Below are 23,130 nucleotides of genomic sequence, written 5' to 3'. Positions count from 1 at the left end.
GTCAAATGGCCCTTTCGACCTGCCGATTGCGGTTGTGATGCTTGACCATACCTGCCGCTACCTCCAAGAAAGCGGTCACTCAGTACGGTTCAGGACACAAGGGCCAGACATGGCAAGACAAGCCGCCAGCAAGCCAACGCATACCGCCGCGCCCGGAGCTTCCGAGGAACGCGCCCGTTCAAAGAGGATTGGGGTTCTGGCCTCGCTTTGGCCGTTCATGAAACCCTACAAATTCCTGATGATCGGCGCGACGCTGGCGTTGATTCTGACGGCCAGCATGACCCTCACGCTGCCATTGGCGGTGCGGCGCGTGGTCGACAATTTCCGAATTCAGGATGGAGAGCTTCTGGATTGGTATTTTCTGGCAGCGCTGGTCATCGCTGCCGTTCTGGCCGTGGGCACCGGTATTCGGTATGCGCTTGTGACCCGTCTGGGCGAACGGGTGGTGGCCGATATCCGCAAGGCGGTGTTTGATCGGGTCATCGGTATGAGCCCGGAATTCTATGAGCGAATCATGACCGGAGAGGTGCTAAGCCGGATCACCACTGACACGACGCTGATCCAATCTGTTCTCGGCTCGTCCGTGTCCATTGCCCTGCGAAACATGCTGATGTTCATTGGCGGACTGGTTCTGATGCTGCTGACATCCGCCAAGCTGACCGGGTTGGTGTTGTTGCTGATCCCAGTGGTCATCGTGCCGATCCTTGTACTTGGCCGCCGTCTGCGCGTGATCAGCCGCGAGAATCAGGACTGGATCGCGGCCTCGTCCGGCAACGCGGGTGAGGCATTGGGCGCGGTACAGACCGTTCAGGCATTTTCTCATGAACTGGCCAGCCGCCAGCAGTTCAGCGAGATGACCGAGACATCTTACGCCGTCTCGCTGCGCCGTATTCAAACCCGCGCGGTGCTGACTGTCATCGTAATTTTTCTGGTCTTTTCCGGCATTGTCGGCGTTCTGTGGATGGGTGCCAATGACGTACGCAATGGCGTGATGACCGAAGGTGTTCTGATCCAGTTCGTCATCTATTCGATCATCATGGCGGGTTCGGTCGCCGCCCTGTCCGAAATCTGGAGCGAACTTCAGCGTGCCGCGGGGGCCACCGAACGTCTGGTCGAGCTACTGCATGCAGAAGATACCGTGACCGACCCTGCCAATCCCAAAGCGCTTCCCAAGAACATTCAGGGCGAAATCCGGTTTGAAGATGTCAGCTTCCGCTATCCCGCGCGGCCCGATACGGTTGCACTGGATCATCTGTCGCTTCTGGTGAAACCTGGCGAGACGGTCGCATTCGTCGGGCCATCCGGGGCGGGAAAAACAACCGTGATCCAACTGATCCAACGGTTCTATGATCCGAACTCGGGCCGCGTGACGCTGGACGGTCTTGATCTGCGCGACATCAACCGGTCTGATTTCCGCCGCCACATGGCTCTGGTGCCTCAGGATCCTGTGATCTTTGCCGCATCCGCGCGGGAAAACATCCGCTTTGGCCGTCTGGACGCCTCGGATGCAGAAGTCGAGGCCGCCGCGCGGGCCGCTGCCGCGCATGATTTTATCGCGGCCTTGCCGCAAGGATATGACAGCTTTGTCGGCGAACGCGGTGTCATGCTGTCTGGGGGGCAGAAGCAGCGTATTGCCATTGCCCGCGCAATCCTGCGCGACGCGCCGGTTCTACTGCTGGACGAGGCGACTTCGGCGCTGGATGCGGAAAGCGAACGCGCAGTGCAGGGCGCGGTGGACAAGATGCGCGCCGGCCGCACGACCCTAATCGTCGCGCACAGATTGGCGACGGTTAAGAAAGCCGACCGCATCGTCGTGCTGGAGGAAGGCCGCATCGTGGCACAAGGCCGCCATGAGGATCTGGTGTCTCAGGACGGGCTGTATGCACGCCTTGCCCGGTTGCAGTTCACCGATGGTGTCGCCGCAGAATAAGAGTGACGCTCCGGCACTTGCGAATTCGCCGTAGCGTCATTCTACATTTTACTCCCCTTGAAGGCTAAGGCCTCGCTTGCGCGAGGTTCGTTTTGCTTCCATCTTGGTTGCGAACAACAAGCCCGCGCAAAACGCGGGAGAATAATACGGGAGGAACCACATGGCCTTTGTGGGTTTGGAAGACAAGAAGCGCATGGAACAGGAAATGCCGTGGGAGGATCGGGATTTGCCTGTCACCTTCCACCAGCTTTTGTCGCGCACCGCAGGGAAGTTCCCCAACCACAATGCCATGAGCTTCCAACTGTTCTCGGGCCCGAAGGACAAGGCCGAGACCCTGACCTGGTCGCAACTTCTGGCTCAGGTCAACCAGGCGGCGAACCTGTTCCGCTCGCTGGGTGTGGGTGAAAAGGACGTGGTCGCCTATGTGCTGCCCAACTGCAACGAGACACTGGTCACGATGATGGGCGGCGCGGTTGCGGGGATCGTGAACCCGATCAACCCCTTGCTTGAACCGGAACAGATTGCCGCGATCCTGCGCGAGACCGGTGCCAAGGTCGTGGTGACGCTGAAATCTTTCCCGAAAACAGATGTCGCGCAGAAGGTCGAAGAGGCGGTGCGCCACGCACCCAAGGTCAATACCATTCTGGAAATCGACCTGAACCGGTATCTGACCCCGCCCAAATCATGGCTGGTGCCGTTTCTGCGCCCCAAGATGGGCGACAAGGAAAAGCTTGCCCATGCGGATTACAAGAACTTCCACACGGAACTGGCCAAGCAACCGACGAAGCTGACGTTTGAAGACAGCAAGGAAGATCGTGTCGCCTGTTATTTCCATACCGGCGGTACCACGGGTATGCCGAAGGTGGCGCAGCACAAGTATTCCGGCCTGATCTACAACGGCTGGTTGGGGAACACGCTTCTGTTTGACGAAAACGACGTCATCATGTGCCCGCTGCCCATGTTCCACGTTTTTGCGGTGCATGTGATTGTGATGGCGGCCGTATCATCCGGTGCCCATGTGGTTTTCCCGACGCCACAGGGATATCGCGGCGACGGGGTGTTCGACAATTTCTGGAAGCTGATCGAGCGTTGGAAGGTGAGCTTCATCATCACCGTGCCAACCGCGATTTCAGCCAAGATGCAGCGCCCGGTCGATGCCGATATCTCAAGCGTAAAAACGGCCTTCTCGGGCTCGGCTCCGCTGCCCGTGGAACTGTTCCGCCGCTTTGAAGAAGCGACCGGCGTCACCATTGTCGAAGGGTACGGTCTGACAGAGGCCACGTGTCTGGTTTCGTGCAACCCGGTGGATGGTGAGAAAAAGATTGGATCGATCGGTATTCCGTTCCCCTATACAGACGTCAAGATCTTGCAGGATGGGCCAGATGGACCGACCGAGTGCGACACTGATCAAATCGGTGAGATCTGCATCTCGAACCCTGGTGTCTATGCGGGCAATACTTACACTGAGGCCGACAAGAACGTTAACCTGTATCACTTCGACAAGTACCTGCGCACGGGCGATCTGGGGCGCTTCGACGAAGATGGATATCTGTGGATCACCGGTCGCGCCAAGGACCTGATCATTCGTGGCGGTCACAACATCGACCCTGCCGAGATCGAAGAGGCTTTGCTGGGTCACGAGGCCGTTGCTTTTGCCGGTGCCATCGGCCAGCCGGATGCGCATTCCGGTGAAGTTCCCTGCGCCTTTGTCGAGCTGGTCGAGGGCGCGTCTGTCACCGAGAAAGAGCTGATGGATTACTGCAAGGTTCACGTGCATGAACGCGCGGCGCAACCCAAGCACATGACCATTCTGGATGAGCTGCCCAAAACGGCCGTTGGCAAGGTGTTCAAGCCTGATCTGCGGAAACAGGCCATCACTCGTATCTACAACGGTGCCCTCGAGGATGCCGGTTTGGCGGCGCGAGTGGTTTCTGTCATTGATGATAAGAAACGCGGCCTCGTCGCGCAGCTTGACGCGAACGGATCTTCGGAAGACGATGTTGCAAAAGTGCTGGGCGTATACACCCGGCCATGGGAGTGGTCTGAATAAGCCGGAGGGACAATGGACTATGAACGCCTGATCGACGAAGAAACCTGGGCGTTCATACGTCGCACGGCCGAAAGCTATCCCGATGACGCTGTCGAGCTGTCGATCGAGGATCAGCGCCGTGTCTATGACTCCATGTGTCAGGACTTTCGCCAACCACGCCCGGCTGGCGTGGAAACAGAAGACCGGGCGGCCGATGGTGTTCCGGTTCGAATTTACTCTGCCGGGCAACCAACCCGAACCGTCATCTATTTTCATGGTGGCGGGTTCGTTGTTGGTGGTCTGGAAAGTCACGACGATGTTTGCGCTGAATTATGCGCCCAAACCGGGTATCGGGTCGTCGCCGTCGATTACCGGCTGTGCCCTGAACATGTGCACCCGGCACAGTTTGACGACTGTTGGAGCGCTGCGAACTGGGCCGCAAACGAATTCGGAGACCCTTTGATTTTGGCCGGTGACAGCGCCGGTGGAAATCTGGCTGCTGCTGTATCCCACTACGCGCGCGGGCGTTTGGACGGGATTCTTGGGCAGGTGCTGATCTATCCGGGCCTCGGAGGGGACCGCAGTCAGGGGTCCTACCAGGAACATGCCCAGGCCCCCTTGCTGACGCTGGACGAAATCAGGTTCTATGAAACCATCCGATGCGCGGGCGATCCGCCCCAGGGCGATCCGACCTATGCGCCATTGCAGGACAGTGACTATTCAAACCTGCCACCGACCGTGGTTGTAACGGCTGATTGCGATCCGCTGCGTGACGACGGGCAAGTTTATTGCAGTCGGATCAATGCGGCGGGCGGGCAGGCCCACTGGATCAATGAATTCGGTCTTGTGCACGGATATCTGCGCGCACGAACTGCGGTGAAACGTGCGGCCGACAGTTTTGAGCGTATTTCGGTTGCGATAGAAGCGCTGGGGCAGGGGATCTGGTCCTACGACTGATGCAATGATTTGAAGGCTCAGGTCCTTTTGAGGCCTGTATGCCGAAAATCGGCTGGCTGTGGTAAGCTCACTCAAAATTTCCAAGGAGATCTTACCTTATGGCCGACCCCTTTCAGAACGTCGATGCCGCAGGGCCGGAATTCATCAAGCTGTTTGCGGATTCGATGGACCAGCGGCAAGCGGACCCGACGATGGAACAGATCGTTGCCGCGTATCTGGGCCACCTGAACGTCACGGATGCATCGACGGTTGTTGAGGTTGGCGCCGGTGCAGGCGCCGTCACACGTCGCATCGCATCACACTGCCACCCGGCGAACGTCATAGGTTTCGAGCCTTCAAAAGGATTTGTCTCGGAAGCCAGCACGCGGGCCAAGGAATATTCGAACCTGACTTTCAAGGTTGCCGACGGTGCCGCGCTTCCGCTGGAGGATGATGCCGTCGATGCGGTCATCATGCACACGGTGCTCACGCATGTAGAAGACCCCAAATCGTTGGTTGTCGAGGCCTTCAGAGTGCTGAAACCCGATGGGATCTTGATCGTCTGTGACGCTGATTTCTCAAAAGCGACCTTCAGTGCTTTTCCGAATGATCCACTGGATATGTGTGCAAAGGAATTTGTACGCGAGTTTGTGACCGATCCTTTTGTCGTCGCAAAACTCAGGTCAATGATTTCCGATGCCGGACTTTCCGTGCAACATTTCGACGTGCAGAGCAGAGTTGTCTCGACACCCGAGCAGATGTTGCCTTGGGTCGACCTGACCACCAAGCAAATGTACGAGCGGGGTGATATCGGAAAAGAACTGGCAGAGGGGCTTGTAGCCGAGCACGAAAGACGTGCTCGAAACGGGTCACTTTATGGATATCAGGTGTTTGCGACAGTGGTGGCTGCGAAGGCCGCATAAGTGACCCCGAAGCTGCGTGCGCATTACCGCAGAAACGGTTCGGCCTTCATTGTCTCAGCAATGGGGGCACCCATTCGGCTCAGGATGGTCGGGGCCAATTGCAACTGGCTTATGACGGTATCTGAGTCTGGCCCTTCGGCGTCGCCGAAATAGTACAGCGCCGTTTCCTGTTGCAGCGGGCCGCGCCCGCCGTGGTGCCCACGCTCGTCCTGGCCGTGATCCGCGGTGACGATCACTTCATATCCCAACTGGCGCCAGCGGGGGATGAAAGGGGCGAGCATTTCGTCGGCGACAAAGCAAGCGTGATCCATTTCTTCACAATCGTGGAAGAAACGGTGGCCCATACTGTCCAGCGTGCAGGTGTGCAGAATGCCATAGCCCAGCCCGAAACGCAGGCACAGATTGGTCAGAGTGGCATACAGGTCGACATCGGATGGCGTCATCTGGTTGGCTTTGCCATAGCCCGTCATGCTGTGAAAACGGCCATGGTTGATCGTCGCGCTTTCGGGTTCGTCATATTCGATGTCGCGGACGTAATCGAAGGGATGACGGTTGAAGAATTGCGACCAATAGCTGTGTGTGACCGCCCCGGTCACACCACCGGCTTCACGCACCTGGCTGAACACGTCCTTATGGTTCAGCCGGAAGACGTTTCCATTTCCGGTGCAGCCATGCTCTTGCGGCGTCACGCCGGTGTGGATCGACGCATAGCAACTGGCCGATATCGAGGGCAGCACGGCATGCAGTTTCCAGACGCGTGCTTCTCCGCTGTCGACCCAGCCTTCGAGATTGCCGAACAGGCGGCGAAAGTTGCGATAGGGGACACCGTCCAGAATGATAAGGAGTAGCTTGCGGTCCATGTCGAGGCCCTTTGAGAGACATTGCATTCCGGCGACCCTAAGAGATTCGACGTCCTCGGGCTGCCACTTTGCGCCCCCAATAGCAAAATCCCGACACCTGTCTTCACACAAGGTGCCGGGATTTCAAACCTTCATCGAAATGTCACGAACCGGATCAGTTGCCGGCGCTTTCCATCTTGCGATGGGCGACAACCTCTTCCAGCCAGCCCAGGTGCATTTCAGGCACCGAACTGAGCAGCAGGTCGGTATAATCGTCGAAGGGCGGGCTCAGCACCTGGCTCTTCGAGCCATAACGGGCCACGCGACCCTGATACATCACCGCGATGCTGTCGCTGATCGCGCGGACCGTCGCCAGATCATGGGTGATGAACAGATAGGCCACATCTTCGATCTTTTGCAGGTCCAGCAGCAGCTTGAGGATCCCGTCTGCCACCAGCGGATCCAGAGCCGAAGTGACCTCGTCACAGATGATCATCTTGGGCTTGGCTGCCAGTGACCGGGCGATACAGACACGCTGTTTCTGACCTCCGGACAGTTCCGCAGGATAGCGGTCGATGAACTTTTCGCCCAACTCGATCTCATCCAACAGCTCGATGATCCGCTTGCGCTTTTCAGCGCCACGCATGTTGAAATAGAACTCCAACGGGCGGCCGATGATGGTGCCGACGGTCTGACGTGGGTTCATTGCCACGTCTGCCATCTGATAGATCATCTGCAACTCGCGCAGATCCTCCCGAGAACGCCCCGCAAGGTCCGGCGACAGCGTGCGACCGGCAAAACGGATCTCGCCATCGCGCGGCGGCAACAGGCCGGTGATCACCCGGGCCAGCGTGGATTTGCCCGAACCGGATTCGCCCACGACCGCCAGCGTTTGCCCCGGATGAAGCTCGACATTGACGTTGTGCAGCACGTCGAAGTTCAGCCCCTTGTAGCGCGCGGTGATCCCGTCAACGGTAAGCAGCGGTTCCGGTGTGGGCTGCTTTTCTTCGTGCTCGATCGAACGCACCGAGACCAAAGCCTGAGTATATTCTTCCTGAGGGTTGTTGATGATCTGATCGGTGCTGCCGTATTCGACTGTGTCACCCATCCGCAAAACCATGATATCGTCGCTGACCTGCGCAACCACGGCCAGGTCATGGGTGATGTACAAAGCGGCAACGCCGGTGTCGCGTATGGCATCCTTGATCGCCATAAGAACATCGATCTGGGTGGTAACATCCAGCGCCGTGGTCGGTTCGTCGAACACCACCAGATCGGGTTCAGGACACAGTGCCAATGCGGTCATACAACGCTGCAACTGACCGCCCGAAACCTGGTGCGGATAACGGTTGCCGATGTTGTCAGGGTCAGGCAAACCCAGCTTTGCGAACAGCTCGCGCGCGCGGGCCTCGGCCTCTTTGCGCGAAAACTTCTTGTGCTCGACAGCCGCTTCGACAACCTGATCCATGATCTTCTTGGCCGGGTTGAACGACGCGGCGGCAGATTGCGAGACATAGGCAACCTCGCCCCCGCGCAGATTCCGAATATCGACATGCGATGATTTCAGGATGTCGCGCCCGTTGACCCAGACTTCGCCGCCGGTGATTTCAACGCCACCCCGGCCATAGGCCATCGAGGCAAGACCGATGGTGGATTTCCCAGCGCCGGATTCACCGATCAGACCCAATACCTTGCCGCGCTCGAGGTCAAAGCTGACCCCGTGCACGATTTCGATGTCATGGGGTTTCTCACCCGGTGGGTAAACGGTTGCACCGATCTTGAGGTCACGGACCTTGAGAAGGGAATCACTCATCCCCGACCTCCTTTCAGCGATGTAGTACGGTTCAGGATCCAGTCAGCCACAAGGTTGACCGAGATCGCGAGCGTCGCGATGGCCACCGCGGGGTACAGGGCCGCGCCAATGCCATACACGATGCCGTCCTTGTTTTCCTTCACGATGCCACCCCAGTCGGCCAGCGGCGGTTGAACGCCAAGACCCAAGAAAGACAGGGTAGAGATGAACAGCACCATGAAGATGAACCGCAGGCCGAACTCGGCCACCAGCGGTGACAATGCGTTCGGCAGGATTTCCCGGAAGATGATCCATGTCCGCCCCTCACCACGCAGTTTCGCGGCTTCGACATAATCCATCACGTTGATGTCCACGGCGACGGAGCGCGAAAGGCGATAAGGGCGTGTCGCATCCAGAAGGCCCATGACGAGGATCAGGATCGGGACAGTTACCGGAACGATGGCCAGAATGACCAGCGCAAGGATCAGGGTTGGGATCGACATGATCAGATCGACCGTCCGGCTAAGCGCCTGATCCGCCCAACCGCCCAGAACGGCGGCCAGAAGACCAAGCGATGTACCGGTCAAGAAGCTGAGCAATGTCGCGGCGGCGGCAATGAAGATCGTCGTGCGCCCGCCATAGATCATGCGGGTCAGCAGGTCGCGGCCGATATTGTCGGTGCCCAGCAGGTGTTCGGCGCTGGCCGGCTCCCATACATCGCCGACCACTTCTGCCATCCCGTAAGGCGCGATCAACGGGGCAGCAATGGCCACGAAGAAATAGGCGCCGGTGAATATGAGGCCAATCAGAGCCGAAAGAGGGATGTTTTTCATTTCGGATGCCTCAGTCTTGGGTTGGCGAGGATCGAGACGATATCCGCGACCATGTTCAGGCCGATGTAAACAGCCGCGAATACCACGCCGCAGGCCAGAACAACCGGCACGTCACGCTTGGTCACGGCGTCCACAAGGTACTGCCCCATGCCGGGATAGACGAACACCACTTCAACCACGACGACGCCAACAACGAGGTAGGCGAGGTTCAGCATGACAACGTTCACGATGGGTGAGATTGCGTTGGGAAAGGCATGCCGCGCGATGACCTGAAATGTGCTCAGGCCCTTGAGTTCGGCCGTTTCGATATAGGCTGATTGCATGAGGTTCAGAATTGCAGCGCGGGTCATCCGCATCATCTGCGCGAGGACCACCAGTGTCAGAACGAAGGCCGGCAGCGCAATCGCGTTCAGCTTTTGCCAGAACGACATCGAGTCGTTGATCATCGCAAGCGAGGAAAACCATCCCAGTTTGACCGAGATATAGTAGATCACGACGTAGCCGATCAGGAACTCGGGGATGGAAACCGTTGTCAGCGTGACGGCGGAAATCAGTTTGTCGGGCCAGCGATTGCGGAACCGGACAGCCAGCAGACCCAGAAAGATCGCAAGCGGGACGGATACGATTGCCGCGACACAAGCCAGGAACAACGTGTTTCCGAGGCGTTTTCCGATGCTCTCGGCAATATCAAGCTTGTTGGTCAGCGATTGGCCAAGGTCGCCCTGAACGATGCCGCCCAGCCATTCAAAATAACGGGTCAGGGCCGGGCGGTTCAGGCCCATTTCTTCGCGAAGGTTGGCCAAGGCCTCGGGGGTTGCGGACTGCCCCAGGACGGCTTGCGCGGCGTCTCCGGGAAGAGCTTCGGTCAGGCCAAAAATCAAGGCCGAAGCGCCGAACAGCAATAGAATTCCCAGCGCGAGGCGCTGGGAAACCAGTTTTATGATAGGATGCATTATCCGATGCCCGTATCAGACGAACCACATTTTGCGGGACATGTTGCCGTTCATCATTTCCTGTGTCGGGTCGCTTTCCCAACCATCCAGTTGGTTGCTGACACCTTCAACAAAATCGTTGAACATCGGGCAAATCAGACCGCCTTCATCACGGACCATGCGGCCCATCTGGCTATAGATGCCCTTGCGTTTCTCGACATCCAGTTCTGCACGAGCCGCGAACAGCAGGTCGTCAAATGCCTGAACTTTGAAACGTGTATCGTTCCAGTCAGCCGTCGACAGATACGCGGTCGAGTACATCTGGTCCTGCACCGGACGACCGCCCCAGTAAGAGGCGCAGAAGGGCTGCACATTCCAAACCTCGGACCAGTAGCCATCATTCGGCTCGCGCTTGATTTCCAGCGGAATTCCAGCCTGGGCCGCTGTCTGTTGGAACAGGGCTGCAGCATCCACCGCGCCCGGGAAGGCGCCGTCTGCAACACGAAGGACAATCGGCGAGCCGTCATGACCGGACTTCTTGTAGTGCTCGGCTGCTTTTTCCACGCTGAACTCGCGCTGTTCGATTGTCTCATCAAACAGTGGATAGGCTGCGTTAATCGGCATGTCGTTACCGATCGAGCCATAACCGCGCAGTACTTTGTCCACCAGATCCGCACGGTTGATGGCATACTTCAGGGCCGTGCGCAGTTCGTTGTTGTCGAACGGTGCGGTATCGCAGTGCATGATAAAGACATAGTGGCCGCGGCCAGCGGTCGAGTGCACGGTCAGATTGGGTGCGCGCCCCAGCAGGTCCGCGACCTTTGGTTCAACACGGTTGATGGCGTGGACCTGACCCGATTGCAATGCAGCGGTACGCGCAGTTGCGTCATTGATAACCACGACTTCAACACTGTCGAAGTTACCAAAATCAGAGTTCCAGTGATTCTCGTATTTTGTGAACAAGTGGCGCACACCGGGTTCGTCCACTTCCACCTTGTACGGTCCGGTTCCGATACCTGCTCCGGGATTGTCCATGCCGCCATCGGGCTGAATGATCAGGTGGTAGTCGGCCATCAGATACGGAAGGTCAGCGTTTGGCTCGGACAGAGTGACCTGGAAATTGTCGCCATCGGCTTTCATTGACTCGATGCCCTTCATGATACCAAGGGCACCGGACTTGGAGTCTTCGTTCGAGTGGCGCTGCATTGTCTTCAGCACGTCCTCGCTGGTCATGGTTTTGCCGTTGTGGAATTCGACACCCTGACGCAGTTTGAAGGTCCAGACCTTGGCATCCGCGCTGCCTTCGACGCTTTCCGCCAGGCGCGGTTCGATGGACCCATCGGGTGCAACTTCTACAAGCTGGTCGCCAAACTGCTTGCCGTTCTGGAACGGAACCGAGCTGGCATAGGTCGCCGGATCCAGCGAGTTGGTCGACTCACCGCCTTGCAGACCGAACTTCAGATCACCACCCTTTTTCGGGCCTGCTGCGCGTGCTGCGTCCGCGAACATCGTGCTGGCCACGGCAGCCGAAACGCCCAGGGCCGCGGCTTTCCCCATGAATTCGCGGCGAGTCATCTTCCCGGCTGTGACCTGACCGGCCATATGCGTTATTTGTTCATTCATTGAGTGTTCTCCCTATTGAGTGGTTCCAGCCCCTTTGGGGGCTTTTTGTTGACGCATGAGTCAACGTTGGCTTATTTCCGCGAACCGGGCAAGGTTATTTCTCTTAAATACCGAAGGCCAAAGCCATCGCTTTGTTGTCCGGTGTGCGGCAATTGCTGAGTGGGTGTTCAGGTACATTCTGCATTTTCGGGTAGTTTCCGGTCGATTGCGGGCCAAAGCGGCATGATAAGCGTCAAATCATCCACGTATCGCGACAACCAGGTCCATGACGTTGGTGCCGGTTGGTCCGGTTGTCAGCAGGCCGTGCGCTTTTTCCAGGAATGATCCGCTGTCGGCTTTGTGAAGAGCGCGTTCGGCGCCATCACTCCAAGTCTTTCCTGTTATGATTCCACCCGCCGCATTTGTCGGGCCATCCGTGCCGTCGGTGCCGCCCACGATCACCGCGAGATCCGTCTGCCCCGCGATCTCTTTTGCCAAAGCAAGCGCAAGGGCTTGATTTCTGCCGCCACGTCCCGGGTGATCAGGCAAGACCACGGTCGGTTCTCCGCCAAAGATCATCACGCCCTTTTCCATTCCACGCAGCAAGGGCCCAAGACGCGCCGCGACCTGCAAATAGTCGTCGTGCAGAGCCTCATCATTGATCAAGACCCTCAGCCCCATTGTTTCCGCTGCTTTGGCAGCGGCACTGCGGGCATGCGCGTTCGAAGCAACGATCCGGGTGCTGGCGGCAAAGGAATGATTGTCGGGCAATGCTCCGATTCCCGAACCGATGACGTTCAGATCGTCTCCGGGCACATCCGATATCGCCAGAACAGTGGCGCGGTCTCCGGCGAAATGGGACAGCAGGCCGCCGCCCTTGATGCGCGACAGCTTGCGCCGCTCGGCATTCATTGCGCGGATATCCAGCCCTTTGGACAGCAGTTCGCGGTTCAACGCCTCGAGATCCGCCAGCGATGTTCCGGGAAGCAGGTCTTCGGCCAGGGATGACGCGCCGCCCGAGACCAGCAGCAGAACATGTGATCCGGGCCCCATCTGATCCATGGCCAGGCGCAGCGCCCGCCCGCCCGCCACGCTGCGGTCGTCCGGAACGGGGTGTGATGCTTCGATCACCTCGACCCCAGCCGGCAGGTCGTGGCCATGCCCGTCTTTGGTGACCACAAGCGTGGGGATGGCGCCGAAATGTTCCAGCGCAGCCCACGCCATGGCTGCGGCGGGTTTGCCCACGGCCAGAATACGGTCTGGTTTCGGGACATCAGGCAAGGCGGCCAGGGTGGCCTTATACCCGCCGACGGCATCAACACCGGCCTGCCACAACCTGACAGCTTGCTTTTCAATATCCATCAATTCTCCACCCAGATCGTGACCGGCCCGTCATTTACAAGCTCAACCGCCATGTCCGCGCCGAACTGTCCGGTTTCCACCGCGATCCCCTGCGCGGCAAGGTGCTCTGCGAAGACCTTGTACAATTGCTCTCCCAACTCGGGCGGGGCCGCGTTTGAAAATCCGGGACGATTGCCGCTGGAGGTGTCCGCCGCCAGTGTGAACTGGCTTACCACCAAAGCAGAGCCTTCAACATCCAGAAGCGAGCGGTTCATCTTGCCGGCGTCATCCTTGAAAATCCGCAGTTTTGCGGCTTTCTCGGCCAATTTTTCTGCCTGTGCCTTGCTATCGCCCTGCATGGCGCAGACAAGAATCATGAGCCCGGGACCAGTTTTGCCGATGACGGTGCCTTCGACCGACACTTTGGCCTGTGTCACCCTTTGCAGCAATGCGCGCACTTGGTTCCTCCCCCGAAACGTTGAGCCTGCCTGAGCGACGGTTTAGCCGCGCCAGTCCACAAAGTCACCCAATGCCGCGCGTTCCGTACGGAAGCTGTTTGCAGGATGATCCATATCCGAATAGCCAAAGGAAATTGCGCACAGGATCAACCGGTCATCGGGGATCTGAAAATACTGATGCAAAAACGGGCTGTACGCCGCCAATGCCGCTTGCGGGATGGTCGCCACGCCCAAAGCCTGAGCGGCGAGCGCAAAAGCCGTGACAAAGCCGCCGCAATCCATTGCACCATAAGGTCCCAGCTCTGCCGGGCTTGAGATGATGGCACAATGTGGTGCGCCAAAAAGGGCGAAGTTCTGCATCATTTGCTGCGCCGATCCTTTACGGTCCCCCCGTTCTACGCCAACCGCGCGGTAGAGCGCCCAGCCGCACGTCCGGCGGCGGTCTTGATACACGCCGGAGTAGGAAACGGGAAAAGGAAGATCGGGGGCCGGCGTGCCGTTCCTGGCTTCGTTTGACATCGCGTCGCGGAACCTGTCGGTTTCGTCTCCGCTGGTGATGACCAATTGCCAAGGTTGCGCATTGCACCAGCTCGGCACCCGGGACGCGCTGGTCACGATCTGTTCGATGTCACCACGCGGCACCGGGTCAGGCCGAAAGGCGCGGCAGGAATGGCGCGCAGTCAGAAGCGTGTTCAGATCAGCCAGGGTCACGTCGTCTTCTCCTCCGGGGCAGCCGGCGGCAGGATGGGTGAGAAGCCGGGGATGTTCAAGGGGTTCCGCCGCACAGATTTTGGCTGCGGCCCCCGAAGGTCATTGCTGTCCGGTCGCCATGAGGTATCCGATGCCTGCCGCAACCAGCAGGCCAAGCACAACGGCGATCGTGACCTTGATTGCCGACCAGGGGCGTTCTCCCTGAACCCGGCCGGTCCGGCCGTTCACCACGAAACGATAGGTCTGACCGCGATACTTGTACGCCGCCAACCAGACCGGCAGCAGGATATGCTTGAACGTGACATCGCGCACATCGGTGTCCACTGCATGGATGCGTTGCCTGTCGCCCCCAATATCAAACCGCACGTCCCGCTCGATCACGCGGGCCATATAAGCGCGTGCCTCGGCATATCCATCTTTCAGCTCGACCGTATAGGCCTCGGCCCGAAAACCGGCGAGGTACTCTGGCTGGTAGGGTTCCAGAGCCGGGAGATCCCAAGGCTCCAGAGCATCCGTGTAAGCCTTGGGCAGGGACCTTGAGGCCAACACCAACACGTCGTCAAAAAACCGCGCCACCCGGCCGGACTTGGGCGTCCAGCGGACCTTGGGCACCTGTTGTTGCACCCGTTTGCCATCCCGCATGACGGTGCGGGTTTCATAGTAGACTATTCCGCGCTCTCCGCGATAGGCCGACTTCGTATCGGCGTCGAAGGTCCAGTACGGCACATAGATGCCCTGCATCCTGCGGCCCTTGCGGGCATAATCCTTCAACCCGTTCGGCGCGAACCACAGCCGCCCCAGCCAGTCGCTCATGGCTTTGTGGGCGGCGCGTTCGTCCAGCGCAAAAGGCAGAACGCCCTTCGGTTTGATATGCCGGTTCATCCCGGTGTCCGTCACGACCGGGGTGGCGCAGAACGGGCATTCCGAAGCATGGGTGTTGGGATCGAATTCAACCTGCGCTGCACAGTTCGGGCAGGACAGAACCCGCGTCTCTTCGATTTCGCTGTCGGGCAGGCGGTCGGCGATGGCAGCGTCGAAATCCAGCTCGCGCAGGCTGGCGCCGCCCCAGGGGCCGGCACCGATCGGTTCGGAATGGCCACAGTGATCGCAGATCAGCGTGCCGGATTTTGGATCGAACCGATAATCGGCGCCGCACTGGTCACACGGGAAACGATGTTCCGCGAAATCAGGCGATGGGGCAGGGGCATCCGTCATGCTACGCTCAGTCCTTGAGAGGGAAGTAGAGATAGTCCGCGCGGTCTTCCGCAGGCAGGACATGCGGCAGCATCGCGGCCTCGCAGGCCCCGATCGTCTTGAAGTTTTTACGCCCCTCAGCCAATGTCAGGCCGTGATTGGCCGCCGAAGGCTCGCGCAGGTTCGTGTCATATTGGATGTCCTCGTCCTCCCAGAAACAGATCGGGCAGATCAGGTACTGTCCACGTTCCGAAAGGGTGACATAGTCGCAGCAGGGGCAGACGAAATGCGGTTCGGGCCGCGTTCTGCGCCTGCCCTTTTTCGAACGCTTTCCAAGGCCGGCCATGCGGTGCCCTCATGCGCCGGGCGGGGGCGGAGGCAGAATGGTGAACAGCTGCGCCAGTTCCTGCACCTCACCCGCCTTCTTCCAGCCGTCCTGACCGGGCGTCCACACGTAGGTGTCGCGCGTGATCTCGCCCTCACTGGCCATGCGGCCCATCTTGGCCTTCGAGAACGGGCCGCTGGTCTGTCCGTCCACCGCAATGTGCCAGACATGCTCGACCGGCGGCGGAGGCGGCGGGGCCACATGTGCGGCCGGTTGCGGGGCAGCGGGCGCGGGCGCGCCCCACGGGCCTGACGACTGACCCGCTGCCATGTTCGACATCTGGTTCGCCATCGCCATGCCCATTCCCATACCAAGGCCAGCGCCCATGCCGCCGCCTCCGCCCGGGGAACTGGCTGCCGCCGTCATCGCCTCGGCCGCGGAATACTGGGTGAACTTGCCCAGATCCCCCGCCAGACCCATCGAGGTGCGCTTGTCCAGCGCCGCCTCGACCGCCGGCGGCAACGAGATGTTCTCGATGTAGAATTCCGGCATCTCCAGCCCATAGCCGTCCAGTACGGGCGAGACCTCGGCCGCGATCAGCTTGCCCAGATCGGCGGTGTTTGCAGCCATGTCCAGAACCGGGATGCCCGAGCCCGCGATCACTCGGCTGAATTCCTGCACGATGATGTTGCGGATCTGAAAGCTAATCTCGTCCATGGTGAACTCACCGTCGGTGCCCACGATCTCGACCAGGAAACGGGCCGGGTCCTTCACCCGGATCGTGTAGGTGCCATAGGCGCGGATCCGGGTGGGGCCGAATTCGGGATCGCGCAGCATGATCGGGTTCTTGGTGCCCCATTTCAGGTCGTTGAACCGGGTCGTGTTGACGAAATAGATCTCGGACTTGAACGGCGACTGGAACCCGTGATCCCAATGTTGCAGCGTCGTCATGATCGGCATGTTGTTGGTTTCAAGCATGTATAGGCCCGGCGTGAACACATCGGCCAGCTGGCCTTCATGCACGAATACGGCCGCCTGGCCCTCGCGCACGGTCAGCTTGGCGCCATACTTGATCTCGTGGCCCTCACGTTCGAACCGCCAGACCATCGTGTCACGGGTGTCGTCCACCCAATGAATGACATCAATAAATTCTCCGGTCAGAAAATCGAAAATTCCCATCTGGGTTCTCCTGTCATCGGGGTCAGAGCGGCTGCCCCATCAATTCATGTGCGATTATTCGTACAATGGGTCGCGCTTCATCGACGTCTATGCCGGGCTGCAACCGTGGGTCATACAACATCGTCAGCAGCTTTTCGTCGTGACTGGTCAGCAGGGCAAATTCGTCATCATCATTGAAAATCGAAGGCCGCGCTGCCGGGCTGTCATTGGACAGGCCAAGACCCTGAGCTATTTCTTCGTGAATGCAGCTTTGGCGGCCCAGATCCGTCAATTCGGCCCGGATAAGGGAAACGGCACGCACGTATCTGTGTGGTGAAGACGTCGTTGCCGATGCAATCACCAGGCAATCGAAATTGGCGCGTGGATTGGCCACCAGATTCAGCGAGTCCTGACTGATATTTGGGATCAGCTGTTTCAGGCGGGATACGATATAGGCGCTGTCGTCCTTGCCTGCAATAAAGACATGGAAATTGGCGTTGCGAGAGACGACGGAAACCGGATGATCCGTCAATCTGGCCAGTCGGGTGGCAAAGGACCGAACCTGATCCGCATCATGCTGCCGTGCAGAAGGAAGCACGGAGGGCCCGAACTCGGTCTGTATGCGGACAGAGCCGGACCACCGGCTGAGTTGCCCGTCGGTCTGACGCGAGCCAGCCGAGACGCTTTGCGTCGGATATTCGCTGTAGAACGCAATCGCTTCGAAATTCCGCGCTAGATCATCGGCATCATAGGGAGTGTCCGGACCGCCCCCATCGGTGCGTAAAAGCCCTCGCACCAGCAAATCCCGTTCAACCCGCTGATAAAAACGCGCCAGATCCTGACTTGCGGCTGACGGTGGCACATAGGCATTGGCTGCCACGGGTGCGGGTGTCGGGCGAGGTTGCGGAACAACAGATGACGTCAGGGTTTCATCGCAATTGGCCAGAGCCAAAAGCGACACCATCCCCAAGGTTCCTTTCAAGTAACCGAAGGCCCGCACGCCGATCCCGCCCTCAGCCGGGAACCGCCGTACCGGCATTGTCGCCGGTTCCGTCGCGGCGCGCTTTGGCGGCCGCCAAAGTGTCGCGCAGTTCCTTTTCCATCTTCTGCAACTCAGCCTCGGCTGCGGCGCGTTTGGCTTTGCCTTCGTCCGCAATGGCAAGGCTTTCGTTGATGGTGCCAATCAGGTCGGCATTGGCCTGCTTGACCGCTTCGATGTCGAACACGCCGCGCTCCATCTCTTGGCGGATCATCTTGTTCGATTCGCGCAGGTTGGCCGCATTCGAAGTCAAAAGCTCGTTCGTCAGGTCGTTGGCGTCCCGCACCGCGGCGGCGGCTTCGGCGCTGCGTTGTATCGTAACCGCCTGGGCCAGCTGCGTTTCCCACAGCGGTACCGTGTTTACCAGCGTCGAGTTGATCTTGGTGACCAGCGATTTGTCGTTTTCCTGAACCAAACGGATCGACGGCAGCGACTGCATCGTGACCTGTCGTGTCAGTTTCAGGTCATGAACCCGGCGTTCTAGGTCGTCACGCGCCGCACGGATGTCACGCAGTTCCTGTGCCTTCATCACTTGCTGGTCTTCCGGAGCGGCCTGAACTTCGGCTTCCTTTTCAGGGATGTCGTGGCTGTCCAGCTCGGTCAGCTTCTCTTCGCCCGCAGCGATGTACAGCGCCAGTTCGTCATAAAAGCCCAAGGTCTTCTCATACAGCAGATCCAGAGATTTGATATCCTTGAGCAGCGTATGCTCATGCCCCAGAAGATCGTCGGTAATGCGATCGATCTGGCCCTGAACCTCTTCGTACTGGGCGGTAAATTTGGCAAAAGGCGCAGCCCTGCCCAACAGTTTCTCCCACCAGCTGCGCTCGCGCCGCACGTCAAGTTCACTGACCGAGAAACCGCGGATCGTAGTTACGATATTGCGCAGGCTGTCACCGGCCGGGCCGACATCCTTGTTGCGCACATCCGCAAGCATGGCCTGGCTGATCTCCTGCAACTCGGCCTGCGCGGACGAGCCGAACGCGACAATCGAATTGGTGTTGCCCATGTCGATTTCATCCATCCGCTTGCGGATTTCGGCGCTGACGGGTTCGTCGGCTTCCTCCAACGACACGACCTCGGCCTGCGGTTCGGGCAGGGCAACTGCGGTGACTTCCTGTACCAGTGTTTCGGCCTGAACTGCCTTGTTCTTGATCTCATCGGACATGGGTATGTTCCTCGCTCAAATAATGGCCGGTCAGTCCAACCGGACGCCTTCGCGCTGCAGTCTTTCACGCAACACGTCAATTTCGACCGTCAGATCACTGCGGTCATCCAAAAGCATTTTCCGCGTTCGCGCGGCGAAATTCTGTTCCAGATCGTCCAGCAAAGCAGAGTAATCCGCAAGCGCCTGCGCATCGCGGGTTCGGGCGTAGACATCAGCAAACTTAACGGTCGCGTCGCGTGCGCCCTGCAAGTACACGGTCAGGTACTTTCTAGCACCGGCCAGATCTCGCGGGTCTTCCTCGACCGTGCGAAACAAATCCCGCGCGGTGTTCTGAAACCGTTCGACGCGGGCTTCGACCCTGCGGTCACCAGCGCGTTTTATGGCATTCGTCATTTCCGACAGATGCTTCTCGGCATCATCGACCACGCGGGCCACGCGGTCCTGCTGAAAAGTGTCGACCCCCTCCATGCCCTTGTTCTTCATCGGATCAAGCCCGAATGAGACAGAATGCAGAACGGTCGCTGCAACACCAAACAGCACGGGGGCCAACAAACTGACCTGCGCTGCCGCTTCAGCGTCCAGAAACTCGGACCTGTAAGACGCAAGGCCAGCGCCAAGGCCGGTGAGAACACTGGCAAATATCTTCCGCGGAAAAGCAGGACTTCGGGCGGTTTTGCGGGCATTGTACGCGGCCTCAGCTCTCAGACCTTCTCGCAGCAAAAATGCGGCCGCCGTCAGAAAACCAGCGGCGACCAGCCCCAGTGTCATGCCAATCGCGCCGTCGTTCAGGGACAGAAACACCAATGGAATGGCGGGTAGAAACAGAATATTCGCACGTGCGCCAGCGGGCTCGACCCGTGCGCCGTCAAACTGACCCCTCGGCAGTGGGGTGTTTTCCGATTCATCTCCCTGTGGGCTGTATTTGCCGCCGAACCGCTTTGCCATGGCTTACAGACCTCCGAGCAAACCAGTGCAGACGCCAAACAACAGCACCAACAGCACAGCGTAGGCCAGTTTTTGCACTCCGCTTCCGGACATCACGCCCCCCAAATAGCAGCTTTCACTGAAAATTTAGGGTATGCGCGGGCTTAGCGCTAGGGGGAAGGTTGCCGAACCCACATCACTTACGGGGATTCTTGCCGATCAGAGGCCGTTTTCTTTTGGGCCGTGACGGGCGTTTGGGCGCGTTGCCGGGTTTGTCTTCGGCGTCCAGACCCAGCTGGTCCCGCATGACCCGGCGACGGACTTCTTCGACCTCGCCCTGTTTCAGCGTCCCAAGCTGGAAGGGGCCGTAGGACACGCGCAACAGACGATTCACGGTAAAGCCGATATCTTCCATCGCGCGGCGGATTTCGCGGTTCTTGCCTTCGCGCAAGCCGATCGTCAGCCATGCATTTGCGCCCTGCTGGCGATCCAGTGTGACGGTCATTGGCTGGAACCGTTCTCCCTCGATCACCAGCCCCTTGCGCAGCGGTTCGAAATCCTCGTCCTTCGGGCGACCGTTCACCCGCACGCGGTACTTCCGCAACCACCCGGTCGAGGGCAGTTCCAGCTTGCGCTTGATGCCGCCATCGTTGGTCAACAGCAGCAATCCTTCGGAATTCAGGTCCAACCGACCAACGCTCATCACTCGTGGCATGTCGTCGGGCAGCTTGTCGAATATTGTATCTCGTCCTTTTTCGTCGCGGGTCGTCGTCACCAACCCGGCGGGCTTGTGATACAACCACAGACGCGACGGTTCCGGTTCCGAGACCGGCTTGCCGTCGACTGCGATCTTGTCTTTCGCGGTCACGTTCAGGGCGGGGCTGTCGATGGTCTTGCCATTCACTGCCACGCGGCCTGCTTCTATCATGCGTTCAGCCTCGCGCCGGGATGCTACGCCAGCGCGGGCCAGGACTTTGGCGATCCGATCGCCGGGGGGTGGGGTCTTGTTCATGTCAGGGCCATACCGCATCCCGGGCGCTTGCGAAAGGCGGGTTTCTGCGGCAGTCAGGGGGCATGGTGTTCAAATCGCATATGCAACAGGCCCTGGCCGAGGCGCGCGCAGCCGTTGACCGCGGCGAGGTGCCCGTGGGGGCCGTCGTCGTCGGACCGGACGGAACGGTCGTGGCCGCGGCCGGGAACCGGACGCGCGAGTTGAATGACCCCACGGCCCATGCGGAAATCATGGCCTTGCGTGCCGCCTGTGCGCAGGCGGGCTCTGAACGGCTGCCGGATCATGATCTCTACGTCACGTTGGAGCCTTGCGCGATGTGCGCCGCGGCCTTGGCGGCCGCGCGCATCCGGCGGATCTATTACGGTGCGGCAGACCCCAAATCCGGGGGCGTGGCGCATGGCGCGCGCGTGTTTTCGCATGCCCAGGCGCATCACGTGCCCGAAGTCTATGACGGGATTGCAGGCGAAGAGGCTGCCGCGCTTTTGAAGGCCTTCTTCGAAGCGCGCCGCCAGGACAAGCCGGGCTGACGCGCTGCGCTGTCGTCAAACGGTGATGGCTTTCATGACTTCAGGTTCGATCACGTCGACCCCGGGCAACCCGTCGATCAATGCCTGTGCGGATTGTTCCAGAATAGGGAACGTCTTGTAGTGACATGGGATGACCGTCTTGAAGTCAAAGTACCGTTTCGCGGCATAAGCGGTGGCTTTCATATCCATGGTGAAATGCCCGCCAGCCGAAAGGATGCCGATATCGGGTTTGTAGTAATCCCCCATCCATTCCATGTCGGCCATGATGTCGGTATCGCCCGAGACGTAGAGCATACGCCCCTCGGCCGCGATCATGAAGCCGACCTCACTGCCACCAGTGCGCAGACCGTCCGGTGTTGAAAAAGTCGAGCTGTGAGAGGCCGGTACCATTGTCACCATGACGCCGTTCAGGTCGACGGTGCCGCCTTTGTTGAAACCGATGGTCTCAATGCCTTCCGCTTCGCTCCAGTATCCCATCAGGTCATACTGTCCGACAACGGGGATTTTCAGGTGCTTTGCCAGAGGAAGTACATCGGCCACGTGGTCAAAATGCGTATGGGTCAAAAGAATGTGGGTCGCCCCTTCCAGCACGGCATCATGCCGATCTTCGGGCAAGACCGGGTTGCCGGTCAGCCACGGGTCGATCAACAGAACCTGCCCCTGAGTTTCTATGCGAAAACTGCCATGGCCCAGCCAGATAATGTTCATTCCGGAATTCCTCTCAAGTCTTGTCTTGGCTCCAGCCTAGCATTGGCTATGTAAATTTCCATGGACTGGATTCGAGAAATTGATGGCTATTGCGAACGCGTGTCGCCGGAGTATTGGGCCGAGCCGATCAACGCGATCACAAATGCGGCTTTTCTGATTTCCGCATGGGTCATTTGGCAGCGCGTGCGCGATCAGGACATGCCGCTGGCCAAAGGTCTGGTCGTGATTTTGGCCATGATCGGGGTTGGAAGCTATCTGTTTCACACCCATGCCCGGGTTTGGGCGGCATTGGCGGATGTGGCGCCGATCCTGCTGTTCATATTGGTCTATATATTTGCGGTGAACCGGAACATCTGTCGCATGTCGTCCGGAATGGCGATCTGCGGTACGCTTCTGTTTCTTCCCTTTGCGGCACTTGTTGCGCCTTTGTTCCAGCTTGTGCCGGGGTTTGGCGGGTCGGCGGTTTACGCGCCGGTTCCTTTGTTGATCCTGATCTATGCGTTCCTGCTGCGGGGCCAATACATGATCCTGGCCAAAGGGATGACAATCGGGGCCTTGATCCTGATTCTGTCGATCACGTTCCGGGCGCTGGATTTGCCATTTTGCGGGCAATGGCCGGTGGGGACGCATTTCATGTGGCATATCCTGAATGCCATCATGCTGGGATGGATGATCGAGGTGTATCGCGCAGCTCTTGTCAGGGGCCGTTTTAGCAAAGGCCCGGCGCCTTGAGGCGCGGAAGGATCGCGTGT

22 protein-coding genes are annotated in these 23,130 nt (G+C 59.0%); 6 read left to right on the top strand and 16 right to left on the bottom strand.

All coding sequences use genetic code 11. The features are described 5' to 3' along the window. Positions 1-109 precede the first annotated feature (109 nt). The 4 genes from ACR0FB_RS07760 (at position 110) to ACR0FB_RS07745 (ending at position 5,818) form a co-directional block, all read left to right on the top strand. A complete protein-coding gene (locus tag ACR0FB_RS07760) occupies positions 110-1,930 on the top strand; it encodes an ABC transporter transmembrane domain-containing protein (protein ID WP_480619965.1) in 1,821 nt (606 codons plus the stop codon). A gap of 160 nt (positions 1,931-2,090) precedes the next feature. Further along, positions 2,091-3,980, top strand: a complete 1,890-nt coding sequence (locus tag ACR0FB_RS07755; RefSeq protein WP_171630777.1) for an acyl-CoA synthetase — start codon at positions 2,091-2,093, stop codon at positions 3,978-3,980. Between the two features lie 12 nt (positions 3,981-3,992). Further along, the gene (locus tag ACR0FB_RS07750) at positions 3,993-4,916 is read left to right on the top strand and encodes an alpha/beta hydrolase (RefSeq protein ID WP_480485382.1); all 924 of its coding nucleotides are present in this window, start codon (positions 3,993-3,995) and stop codon (positions 4,914-4,916) included. A gap of 98 nt (positions 4,917-5,014) precedes the next feature. Further along, on the top strand, positions 5,015-5,818 hold the full coding sequence (locus ACR0FB_RS07745) for a class I SAM-dependent methyltransferase (protein WP_210092672.1): 804 nt from the start codon (positions 5,015-5,017) through the stop codon (positions 5,816-5,818). Positions 5,819-5,841: 23 nt separating this feature from the next. Here ACR0FB_RS07745 and ACR0FB_RS07740 read toward each other — a convergent pair whose 3' ends face one another. From ACR0FB_RS07740 to ACR0FB_RS07670, 15 genes are all read right to left on the bottom strand, one after another. Then, positions 5,842-6,678 (bottom strand): alkaline phosphatase family protein, encoded by an 837-nt coding sequence (locus tag ACR0FB_RS07740; RefSeq protein WP_480619963.1) that lies wholly within the window; start codon positions 6,676-6,678, stop codon positions 5,842-5,844. A 154-nt stretch (positions 6,679-6,832) separates the two neighbouring features. Then, positions 6,833-8,470 carry an ABC transporter ATP-binding protein gene (locus ACR0FB_RS07735; protein ID WP_480619961.1) on the bottom strand — a complete coding sequence of 546 codons (1,638 nt, stop codon included), beginning with the start codon at positions 8,468-8,470 and terminating at the stop codon, positions 6,833-6,835. Further along, positions 8,467-9,282, bottom strand: a complete 816-nt coding sequence (locus ACR0FB_RS07730; protein WP_171630787.1) for an ABC transporter permease — start codon at positions 9,280-9,282, stop codon at positions 8,467-8,469. Before ACR0FB_RS07730 ends, ACR0FB_RS07735 begins: the two co-directional genes overlap by 4 nt. Then, entirely contained in the window at positions 9,279-10,235 is a 957-nt protein-coding gene (locus tag ACR0FB_RS07725; protein WP_152458791.1) for an ABC transporter permease, read from the bottom strand. The genes ACR0FB_RS07730 and ACR0FB_RS07725 overlap by 4 nt, the downstream gene beginning before the upstream one ends. Before the next feature lie 15 nt (positions 10,236-10,250). Next, entirely contained in the window at positions 10,251-11,837 is a 1,587-nt protein-coding gene (locus ACR0FB_RS07720) for an ABC transporter substrate-binding protein (RefSeq protein ID WP_171167064.1), read from the bottom strand. Between the two features lie 237 nt (positions 11,838-12,074). Continuing rightward, positions 12,075-13,178 (bottom strand): glycerate kinase type-2 family protein, encoded by a 1,104-nt coding sequence (locus ACR0FB_RS07715; protein WP_480619959.1) that lies wholly within the window; start codon positions 13,176-13,178, stop codon positions 12,075-12,077. Further along, positions 13,178-13,615, bottom strand: a complete 438-nt coding sequence (dtd, locus tag ACR0FB_RS07710; protein ID WP_209832422.1) for a D-aminoacyl-tRNA deacylase — start codon at positions 13,613-13,615, stop codon at positions 13,178-13,180. Before dtd ends, ACR0FB_RS07715 begins: the two co-directional genes overlap by 1 nt. A gap of 42 nt (positions 13,616-13,657) precedes the next feature. Next, positions 13,658-14,326 (bottom strand): nitroreductase, encoded by a 669-nt coding sequence (locus ACR0FB_RS07705; RefSeq protein ID WP_171630793.1) that lies wholly within the window; start codon positions 14,324-14,326, stop codon positions 13,658-13,660. Between the two features lie 99 nt (positions 14,327-14,425). Continuing rightward, positions 14,426-15,541 (bottom strand): TFIIB-type zinc finger domain-containing protein, encoded by a 1,116-nt coding sequence (locus tag ACR0FB_RS07700; RefSeq protein ID WP_480490711.1) that lies wholly within the window; start codon positions 15,539-15,541, stop codon positions 14,426-14,428. A gap of 7 nt (positions 15,542-15,548) precedes the next feature. Continuing rightward, on the bottom strand, positions 15,549-15,866 hold the full coding sequence (locus tag ACR0FB_RS07695) for a CPCC family cysteine-rich protein (protein WP_171722854.1): 318 nt from the start codon (positions 15,864-15,866) through the stop codon (positions 15,549-15,551). 9 nt (positions 15,867-15,875) lie between these two features. Further along, complete coding sequence (locus ACR0FB_RS07690; protein WP_171630798.1) at positions 15,876-17,024, bottom strand: SPFH domain-containing protein; 1,149 nt, start codon at positions 17,022-17,024, stop codon at positions 15,876-15,878. Positions 17,025-17,046: 22 nt separating this feature from the next. Beyond that, the gene (locus ACR0FB_RS07685) at positions 17,047-17,967 is read right to left on the bottom strand and encodes a DUF2927 domain-containing protein (RefSeq protein WP_480485372.1); all 921 of its coding nucleotides are present in this window, start codon (positions 17,965-17,967) and stop codon (positions 17,047-17,049) included. Positions 17,968-18,016: 49 nt separating this feature from the next. Beyond that, positions 18,017-19,207 carry a toxic anion resistance protein gene (locus tag ACR0FB_RS07680; protein WP_171630802.1) on the bottom strand — a complete coding sequence of 397 codons (1,191 nt, stop codon included), beginning with the start codon at positions 19,205-19,207 and terminating at the stop codon, positions 18,017-18,019. 30 nt (positions 19,208-19,237) lie between these two features. Next, positions 19,238-20,152, bottom strand: a complete 915-nt coding sequence (locus tag ACR0FB_RS07675; protein ID WP_480619957.1) for a 5-bromo-4-chloroindolyl phosphate hydrolysis family protein — start codon at positions 20,150-20,152, stop codon at positions 19,238-19,240. A gap of 175 nt (positions 20,153-20,327) precedes the next feature. Next, positions 20,328-21,143, bottom strand: a complete 816-nt coding sequence (locus ACR0FB_RS07670) for a pseudouridine synthase (protein ID WP_171630806.1) — start codon at positions 21,141-21,143, stop codon at positions 20,328-20,330. 62 nt (positions 21,144-21,205) lie between these two features. Between ACR0FB_RS07670 and ACR0FB_RS07665 the strand changes: the two genes are divergently transcribed. After that, positions 21,206-21,670, top strand: a complete 465-nt coding sequence (locus ACR0FB_RS07665; protein ID WP_480619955.1) for a nucleoside deaminase — start codon at positions 21,206-21,208, stop codon at positions 21,668-21,670. 15 nt (positions 21,671-21,685) lie between these two features. Here ACR0FB_RS07665 and ACR0FB_RS07660 read toward each other — a convergent pair whose 3' ends face one another. Then, positions 21,686-22,378 carry a metal-dependent hydrolase gene (locus tag ACR0FB_RS07660; RefSeq protein WP_480619953.1) on the bottom strand — a complete coding sequence of 231 codons (693 nt, stop codon included), beginning with the start codon at positions 22,376-22,378 and terminating at the stop codon, positions 21,686-21,688. Positions 22,379-22,438: 60 nt separating this feature from the next. On the opposite strand from ACR0FB_RS07660, the gene ACR0FB_RS07655 reads away from it, so the two are divergent. Beyond that, positions 22,439-23,110, top strand: coding sequence for a ceramidase domain-containing protein (locus ACR0FB_RS07655; RefSeq protein ID WP_480619951.1), 672 nt, complete (start codon positions 22,439-22,441; stop codon positions 23,108-23,110). Positions 23,111-23,130 lie beyond the last annotated feature (20 nt).

Source organism: Ruegeria sp. P10 (assembly GCF_056534925.1).
This window is presented reverse-complemented; position numbering and strand designations above follow the sequence as displayed.

Coding starts and splice junctions, on each gene's coding strand:
- ACR0FB_RS07760 (WP_480619965.1), top strand. CDS start 110: ATGGCAAGACAAGCCGCCAGCAAGCCAACGCATACCGCCGCGCCCGGA.
- ACR0FB_RS07755 (WP_171630777.1), top strand. CDS start 2,091: ATGGCCTTTGTGGGTTTGGAAGACAAGAAGCGCATGGAACAGGAAATG.
- ACR0FB_RS07750 (WP_480485382.1), top strand. CDS start 3,993: ATGGACTATGAACGCCTGATCGACGAAGAAACCTGGGCGTTCATACGT.
- ACR0FB_RS07745 (WP_210092672.1), top strand. CDS start 5,015: ATGGCCGACCCCTTTCAGAACGTCGATGCCGCAGGGCCGGAATTCATC.
- ACR0FB_RS07740 (WP_480619963.1), bottom strand. CDS start 6,678: ATGGACCGCAAGCTACTCCTTATCATTCTGGACGGTGTCCCCTATCGC.
- ACR0FB_RS07735 (WP_480619961.1), bottom strand. CDS start 8,470: ATGAGTGATTCCCTTCTCAAGGTCCGTGACCTCAAGATCGGTGCAACC.
- ACR0FB_RS07730 (WP_171630787.1), bottom strand. CDS start 9,282: ATGAAAAACATCCCTCTTTCGGCTCTGATTGGCCTCATATTCACCGGC.
- ACR0FB_RS07725 (WP_152458791.1), bottom strand. CDS start 10,235: ATGCATCCTATCATAAAACTGGTTTCCCAGCGCCTCGCGCTGGGAATT.
- ACR0FB_RS07720 (WP_171167064.1), bottom strand. CDS start 11,837: ATGAATGAACAAATAACGCATATGGCCGGTCAGGTCACAGCCGGGAAG.
- ACR0FB_RS07715 (WP_480619959.1), bottom strand. CDS start 13,178: ATGGATATTGAAAAGCAAGCTGTCAGGTTGTGGCAGGCCGGTGTTGAT.
- ACR0FB_RS07700 (WP_480490711.1), bottom strand. CDS start 15,541: ATGACGGATGCCCCTGCCCCATCGCCTGATTTCGCGGAACATCGTTTC.
- ACR0FB_RS07695 (WP_171722854.1), bottom strand. CDS start 15,866: ATGGCCGGCCTTGGAAAGCGTTCGAAAAAGGGCAGGCGCAGAACGCGG.
- ACR0FB_RS07690 (WP_171630798.1), bottom strand. CDS start 17,024: ATGGGAATTTTCGATTTTCTGACCGGAGAATTTATTGATGTCATTCAT.
- ACR0FB_RS07685 (WP_480485372.1), bottom strand. CDS start 17,967: ATGGTGTCGCTTTTGGCTCTGGCCAATTGCGATGAAACCCTGACGTCA.
- ACR0FB_RS07680 (WP_171630802.1), bottom strand. CDS start 19,207: ATGTCCGATGAGATCAAGAACAAGGCAGTTCAGGCCGAAACACTGGTA.
- ACR0FB_RS07675 (WP_480619957.1), bottom strand. CDS start 20,152: ATGGCAAAGCGGTTCGGCGGCAAATACAGCCCACAGGGAGATGAATCG.
- ACR0FB_RS07670 (WP_171630806.1), bottom strand. CDS start 21,143: ATGAACAAGACCCCACCCCCCGGCGATCGGATCGCCAAAGTCCTGGCC.
- ACR0FB_RS07665 (WP_480619955.1), top strand. CDS start 21,206: ATGGTGTTCAAATCGCATATGCAACAGGCCCTGGCCGAGGCGCGCGCA.
- ACR0FB_RS07660 (WP_480619953.1), bottom strand. CDS start 22,378: ATGAACATTATCTGGCTGGGCCATGGCAGTTTTCGCATAGAAACTCAG.
- ACR0FB_RS07655 (WP_480619951.1), top strand. CDS start 22,439: ATGGACTGGATTCGAGAAATTGATGGCTATTGCGAACGCGTGTCGCCG.